The sequence below is a fragment of the Teichococcus rhizosphaerae genome (genome assembly GCF_002631185.1).
In the GTDB taxonomy this organism is placed as follows: domain Bacteria; phylum Pseudomonadota; class Alphaproteobacteria; order Acetobacterales; family Acetobacteraceae; genus Pseudoroseomonas; species Pseudoroseomonas rhizosphaerae.
Genome location: NZ_PDNU01000084.1, coordinates 1 through 6,475, shown reverse-complemented (window position 1 = coordinate 6,475; position 6,475 = coordinate 1). Strand labels below are relative to the sequence as shown.

The following is a 6,475-nucleotide window of genomic DNA, read 5'->3' as shown; positions in this document are numbered from 1 at the left end:
ACCACGCGGTGGGACACGACCGTCGGCCGGGCTCATCACCGCTGCTGACTTGCGTGCGCACCGGTCTCCCTTGCTCCGAGCAACGGACTGGACGGAACTGCCCGGAGCCAGAGCCGGCATGCCCTCCGGTCGGCCTGCGGCCTGGGATGCGTACCGGCAAGCCCTGCGCGACATCACGGAGAATGCCGTTCCCCTGGCTGGTGATGCGGATTTCGTCGCCTGGCCGGATTGGCCCGTGCCTCCTGCTGAGTGACACCAACCTCCACCCGTCTTGCTATCTTTATTAGGTGGTTGAGAGGAAAAGTCTCACTCTCTGCTTCTCGGCGCAGGGTCTGTTACTGACAGGCACCCACAGAAGCCCTGCTGCTATCTCTAATAGGTGGTTTAGACACTTTTGGCTCACGGCGAGGCGCGTCACTGCACCTGTTCCTGAACCTCACCACCCCCCGGCACTGCTATCTTTATTAGGTGGTTGAGAGGAAAAGTCTCACCGCCTTCGCCCCTCTGGCACCCCAGACAATCAATCAACATGACCCACGGAGGCCTCCTCCGGATGGGGAGGATACCTCACGCCATGACTGACCGCATCATCGTCACCCCCGGCCAAATCCCCCTGGCGGAAGACCAGCTCCATGCCCAGCGCTTCATGATGATTGCGCTCGGCATGCTGATGTCCGCCACGCACGGCCAGCGCACAACGGTCTCTGGCATCGATGCCTCGCCAACCCTGCCGGCCTCGATGTCCCTGCAGCTGGCGCCCGGTTCCATCATGCAGCCCTCCGTCGTGGATGCCTCCAGCTACGGCATCCTGCCAGCGGACCTGAGCTCCCTGATGAAGATGGGAACTTATCCCGGCGCTCGGATTCCCCTGACGGCTCCAGCTCAGCTCGGCACCAGCCTGGTCTACCTGGTGCAGGCCAGCCTGGTGGAGACGGATGAGGACCCCCAGGTGCTGGACTACTACAATGCCGCCAATCCTGAGCAGCCGTGGTCGGGTCCGGAGAATTCTGGCGCCGCTCAGTTCACCAAGCGCGTCCAGCGGTGTGCAATCCAGATTGTCGCCGGGGCTCCTGCCGCCACCGGCACCCAGGTTGCACCGGCGGCCTCGGTGGGATGGACCCCGCTCTGGCTGGTGACCGTGTCGAATGGCCAGACGGCCATCCTGGCGGAGCACATCCAGCGGCATCCCCAGTCTGGTCAGTTGCCCTATAGGATGTGGGATTTCGCTACATGGGCGCGCGTAGATGATGTCTTCAATGCGTTGACTTATCGCCTCAACAGCGACCGCAAAGTTCTAATTCAGGAACATTACCCAAACAATTCAGAGCAGATGCAGTACACTCGGCAATGGGTAGTGCCTGACCATGTTTATGCCGTTAAGGCCTCTGTTGTCGGCGGCGGCGGTGGCGGCTCTGGAACCGGTTCTCTGCTTGAGAGTGGCCAGTACATCGGCGGCGGCGGCGGTGGCGCCGGTGGCCGCGTCGAGGGCGTGATGCGCGTGCAGCCTGGTATGGTACTGACGTTGGTGACCGGCCGGGGTGGCGACGGCGGCGCCCATCTCGCTGGCGGAGCAGATGGTGGCGACACAGGTGTTTACGGCTCACTTGACGGCGACATCATCGCGCACGCCGGTCAGGGCGGCGGCATTTCATTCGGTGGAATCGGGGGCGGCGCAACCAATTTCGACGGACCGATTGCCATTTTTGGTGGCGATGGCGGCGACGGCGGTCTGGATGGCATGAACGGCGGCGACGGCGGCTCTTCGAGTTGGGGTGGCGGCGGGCGCGCCGGGCGAGGGGAGGGTGGTGGCGGTTGGGGCCGCGCCACCGGCTCTGGCGGCGGTGGCGCTTACGGCATCGCTGGCTCCGGCGGACGCGGTGCCCCCGGCCTCATCACCCTCGAATACTGACCACCACAGGGGAGGCTTCGGCCTCCCTTTTTCATATCAGCTGACCCGGTAGGCCGGGATTCCAGCAGACCCGGAACACCCCCTTAAATGCCTGAAAACAAAGAATCCGGCCGCCGTGATGAGCGGCAAACCGGTCTGTTCGGCCTGGCCGAAAGGTTGATGCGGCTGCCCACCGGCAAGGCCGTCCTGCTGATGCTGGTCGGCACCGTCTGCGCCGTCGTGTGGTCGGAGCGCGTGAAGATGCTGGACGGCGTCGCGGAGTGGGCCAAGACCGTTTCAGAGCGCCGGCAGCACGAGACGGCTCTGAGCGATGAGCTCCAGAGGCAGAACGCGGTCACCCCCATCCTGAAAGCCATCCTGAAGGAGAGGACGGCCAGTAGGGTCAGCGTGAAGCAGTTCCACAACGGAACCTCAAGCCTCAGGGGCATCCCGTTTCTCTTCGCATCCACCACCTACGAGGTCGTCGCCCCCGGCGTGAGTTCCGAGCAGCTCCGCCAACAGCGGGTTCCCGTGCAGACAATCATCGACTGGATACCCCGCTTCCTTGCCGGGGAATGCGTGGTCCAGAAGGTGGAGGATGCCAAGCCGCCTCTCTCGGATGCCCTGCAGGATTATGGGATTCATACCGCACTGGCATGCCCGATTTTTCTTGAGGGCTTCCGAGAGCCGGCGGCTTTCGTGACCATGGATTTCACCCGAGGGTGGGATGCCGGCGACGCGGCGACCATCGAGCAGTCTGAGCGTCGGCTGAAAGATGCCGCATTCATCATCGGAGCCAACATTCAGGCACCGAAGTACTGAGACTGAGTAGGAAAAAAATAAGCAAATCATTGTTCAAGATGTTTGCTTTTCAAGATTCCGCTCATTCATGATGAAATCAGTGGATGAAGGACGCTGGTGGTCAGTGACCTTTCCCGACCGGAGTAATCCGACATGAACGCGCCCCTTATCTCGGGGCCAATGCACTCGGCTTTGAGAACCCACGGTTCTCAGCGCGCGGCGGCTACGGCTCTCAATCTCTCTCGTGCAACATACCAGCGCCGCCTTCGTGCTGAAGCCGAGAATCCCTTTCCTGCTGATACCAGCATGATGACCCCGGTGACGCCGGATGCCGGCATGGCGAGCATCATGGCCTCCCTGAATGCCATCGCGGCCCGCCTGGACCGCCTGGAGGCCTCCGAGGTCGAGACGGAGGTCTCCCTGGAGCCCGTGGCTGCCCCGGTCGCTGAGAAGCCCCGCTTCCGGGTGCCGGCCGGCTCCGTGAAGAGCCTGCAGAAGCCCAACGTCATCAGCCGCATGGACCAAGCGCCCGCGCAGCAGCAGGTCGAGAAGTTCTCTCCACTCGGAGACTCCGGCCCCTACCTCGGCGAGATGTTCGGCACCTCTATCCGCCGCAGCCCCATCATCGACGCGCCGGTCAGCAGCAGCCCCATTCAGGTCACCACTATCGGGGACACTCACTTCCACCCCGGCCTGGACCACCTCACGACCCGCCTGATGCTCCTCGCTGGCATCCATGTCGCAGAGACCAGGACGCCCTACCTGCGGCACATCGGTGACACATCGGACTTCGCGTCCCTTTGCCGGCATACCCGCAACGACACCTGGAAAGCCCGGCAGAAGCCGAGTATCCGCCAGGACCTGGACAGCCTGCGCCTGAACTGGGATGCTTTGAACCTCCCGCTCGAGCTCTACAACCACAAGCCTCAGAAGCGGGTCACCCTGGGCAACCACTGCGCCTGGGCGGAAACTTTCGAGGATGCCAATCCTGAGCTGAAGGGCCTCATCACCGGCGAGCGCGACAGCATATTCCGCGCCCATGGCTGGGAGGTTTCAGCCTACGGAGAGTTCGCATTCCTGGGCGGCGTGGCCTTCACGCACGTGCCCCTCAACATCATGGGCAAGCCGGCCGGCGGCCAGACGCCCGAGGTGACCATCTCCAACCAGGTCACGCATGATTTGGTATTCGGCCACACCCACCGCCGGAACAGCGTCCTGCGCCCCAAGATGGGATACAACAACCGGGTGAACGTAGTGAACGTCGGGAGCGCGATGCCCGAGTTCTACGTCGGCGAATACGCCCAGCTGACCCAAGGGTCCGCCGTCACCTATGGCATCAGCCAGATGACCATCTTCGACGGCCGCATCCAGTCCGAGCGCCATATCCCCTGGCGCGAGATGGAGATGATGTACGGCAAGACCGCCGACGCGCTGCAGGGGAGGTCCCTATGAGCATGGTCCCCGTGCAAATCCCAGCCGCCTACCGAACGATGTCGGAGTTCGTGGCGACCTACCCGACGCGTGACGCCGCCGCGAAGGCCATCGGCTGCGGTCGGGGCAAGGTGCGCGAAGCCTTGGCCCTGGAAGCCGAAGGCAAGGAGTGGAGGGGGGTCGTCATGACCCCCGACACCACCAAGAGGCCCTGCGTTGGGGGCCGGGTGACCAAGACCTCCACGGCTGACGAGGGGCATGTCGCTTTCCGCCCGGTCGACAGCCGTGTTCCCCAGCTTCCCGAGCTGACGCAGTCGGTCTGGTCTCTGACCAGGCAGGGCCTCTGCACAGCCTCGGTTGGTCGCAGGCTCGGTCTGAAGCCCGGCCAGGTGATGGAGCATCTGGCCAAGGCCACCGCGTACATGAACGCACTGCATGCTGAGGCACTCCAGCGACTGAAGCGCCGCCGCGACGACGAGTAGGCCTGCTCGAAAATCCAAGACCACCCAGCCCCGGGAGCCATCAGGCCCCGGGGTTTTCCATGTCCATGTTCAGGGAAACACCAAAATGGAGATGTCCACCAAGAACCTGCTGGCGGCAGTAGAGAGCCCGCTGCAAACCAAGGTGCCTCTGCAGCGCCACCTGACCCAGGAGGACCTCCAGCGGGCCGCAGCGCGCATGGGATGCGATGTCGCCGCCGTGCAGGCCATCGCCTCAGTAGAATCATCGGGGGAAGGTTTCCTGCCGGATGGCCGCCCGGTCATCCTTTACGAAGCTCACATTTTCGGTCGGGTGACCGGGTACAAATATGCAACGCGGGATTCTCGGGGCAAGCCAATCTCATCCAGGACATGGGACCGCAGCCTGTACGGTCCGACGGGCGACCACCAGTGGAACCGGATGCGCATTGCGGAAGCCCTGAACAGGGATGCCGCGTGGAAGGCCTGCTCGTGGGGCATGTTCCAGGTCCTGGGCGAGAACCACAGGGCCGCCGGGTTCCCCACCGTTGAGGCATTCGTTCAGGCGATGGAGAGCGGCGCTGGCGCGCACCTCGATGCGGCAGTGGGCTTCATCCTAACCAACGGCCTTGCGGGTCACCTCAGGAACAGGGCGTGGGCGGCATTTGCCCGGGGCTACAACGGCCCCGGGTTCGCCGCGAACCAGTACGACACCAAGCTGGCGGCAGCCTACCAGGCAGCAGGAGGGCAGGGATGATGGGCTTCATGTCAGGTCTCTCCCTGAAGACCATCCTGACCTGCTTTGCCGGCCTCATCCTGACCGGCGGCCTCGGCTTGGCGGTCTGGTCCTACACGGCCACCAGGGCCGAGAACGCTGACCTCCACGAGCAGGTGGCCTCCCTGAAGGCCGCCCGCGACCAAGCCATCGAGGCCTCCAAAGCCACCATCGAAACACACCAGCGTGTTGTCGCCCAAATGGAAGCGGCTGCCGCCAAGACCAATGAAGTCCTCCAGGCTGAGCGGGCTGACCGAACCGCCGTGGAGGCTGACCTGAAGGCCATCCGCCATGCCAATGCCCGCCGCCAAGACGCCGAGGCTCGCCCTCCTTCTCCTGAGTTTGTTGCTGCTTTTGGCCGCCTGCGCCTCCAACTCGGAGCCGGTGATGGTGCCCCAGTTGGTGGAGACGCCGCGCCTGTCGCCGAGCCAAGTGGAGGGGTTCAGGTGCCCTGAGGTGTCGATTGGCCAGCCCGGCACCATTGGTGAGCTGGAGGAGCTGGCGGTGACCCTGGCCAGTGAGCTGGTCGCCTGCCGGAGACGGAATGAAGCCCTGATTGGCTTGGTGAACCGATAGGAAGGTAATATCCTGTGCGCATCAACTGAGGATTATGCGCGGGCTATGGGCTTTCGAGATATGTTCACCAGGAAGCAGCCTGGGTTTGTTGTCGGTGGCGTACAATACGACGGGCCGCCGAAAAATGATGCCGAGATAACCAAACTCATAGTGGCGGTGGCTACTGCGCTAACTCGCAAGCTGCCGACTGAACAGGACATATACTGGTTCGTTATCGAGCAGTACGACAAGTTCCTGGAGTACGGCGAGGAGATTACAAGCCGCGTCGACTTTCCCTTCTCGATGCACGAAATTGAATATGAAGGGCGAAGGTCCGAATCATCCTACGTCGGCAAACCAAATCCTGGAATTACCTTCCTTGATAAGGAATTCATGCCGCCTATCACAGAGCACATCAGCCTGAAGCAGGCGCAGCACTGGAGAGCCTTGATTTTCTGTATGTTCTGCCAGCGATTTCAAGCGCAGATTGCTCAGCTTAGGCTGAAGTATGCGGTGCATTACCATAATAACTGTATCAAAACTAACAGCTACCGGTTTGCCGATAAG

At 62.6% G+C, this 6,475-nt stretch carries 8 protein-coding genes; all 8 read left to right on the top strand.

The window, feature by feature from the left end; genetic code table 11:
• Positions 1-49 precede the first annotated feature (49 nt).
• Entirely contained in the window at positions 50-253 is a 204-nt protein-coding gene (locus tag CR162_RS23310) for a phage tail assembly chaperone (RefSeq protein ID WP_367604172.1), read from the top strand.
• Positions 254-574: 321 nt separating this feature from the next.
• Positions 575-1,909, top strand: coding sequence for a glycine-rich domain-containing protein (locus CR162_RS21295; protein WP_099097489.1), 1,335 nt, complete (start codon positions 575-577; stop codon positions 1,907-1,909).
• Between the two features lie 87 nt (positions 1,910-1,996).
• Positions 1,997-2,710, top strand: a complete 714-nt coding sequence (locus CR162_RS21290; RefSeq protein ID WP_099097488.1) for a hypothetical protein — start codon at positions 1,997-1,999, stop codon at positions 2,708-2,710.
• 285 nt (positions 2,711-2,995) lie between these two features.
• Positions 2,996-4,141: a hypothetical protein gene (locus CR162_RS21285; protein ID WP_099097487.1), complete on the top strand. Its 1,146-nt coding sequence runs from the start codon at positions 2,996-2,998 to the stop codon at positions 4,139-4,141.
• The gene (locus CR162_RS21280) at positions 4,138-4,602 is read left to right on the top strand and encodes a hypothetical protein (protein ID WP_099097486.1); all 465 of its coding nucleotides are present in this window, start codon (positions 4,138-4,140) and stop codon (positions 4,600-4,602) included. The genes CR162_RS21285 and CR162_RS21280 overlap by 4 nt, the downstream gene beginning before the upstream one ends.
• 85 nt (positions 4,603-4,687) lie before the next feature.
• Positions 4,688-5,335, top strand: a complete 648-nt coding sequence (locus CR162_RS21275; RefSeq protein WP_218014954.1) for an N-acetylmuramidase family protein — start codon at positions 4,688-4,690, stop codon at positions 5,333-5,335.
• Positions 5,332-5,808: a hypothetical protein gene (locus CR162_RS22245; protein WP_141563280.1), complete on the top strand. Its 477-nt coding sequence runs from the start codon at positions 5,332-5,334 to the stop codon at positions 5,806-5,808. Before CR162_RS21275 ends, CR162_RS22245 begins: the two co-directional genes overlap by 4 nt.
• A 166-nt stretch (positions 5,809-5,974) precedes the next feature.
• Positions 5,975-6,475: hypothetical protein (locus CR162_RS21260; protein WP_099097483.1), on the top strand; the 501-nt coding region annotated here is incomplete at its 3' end.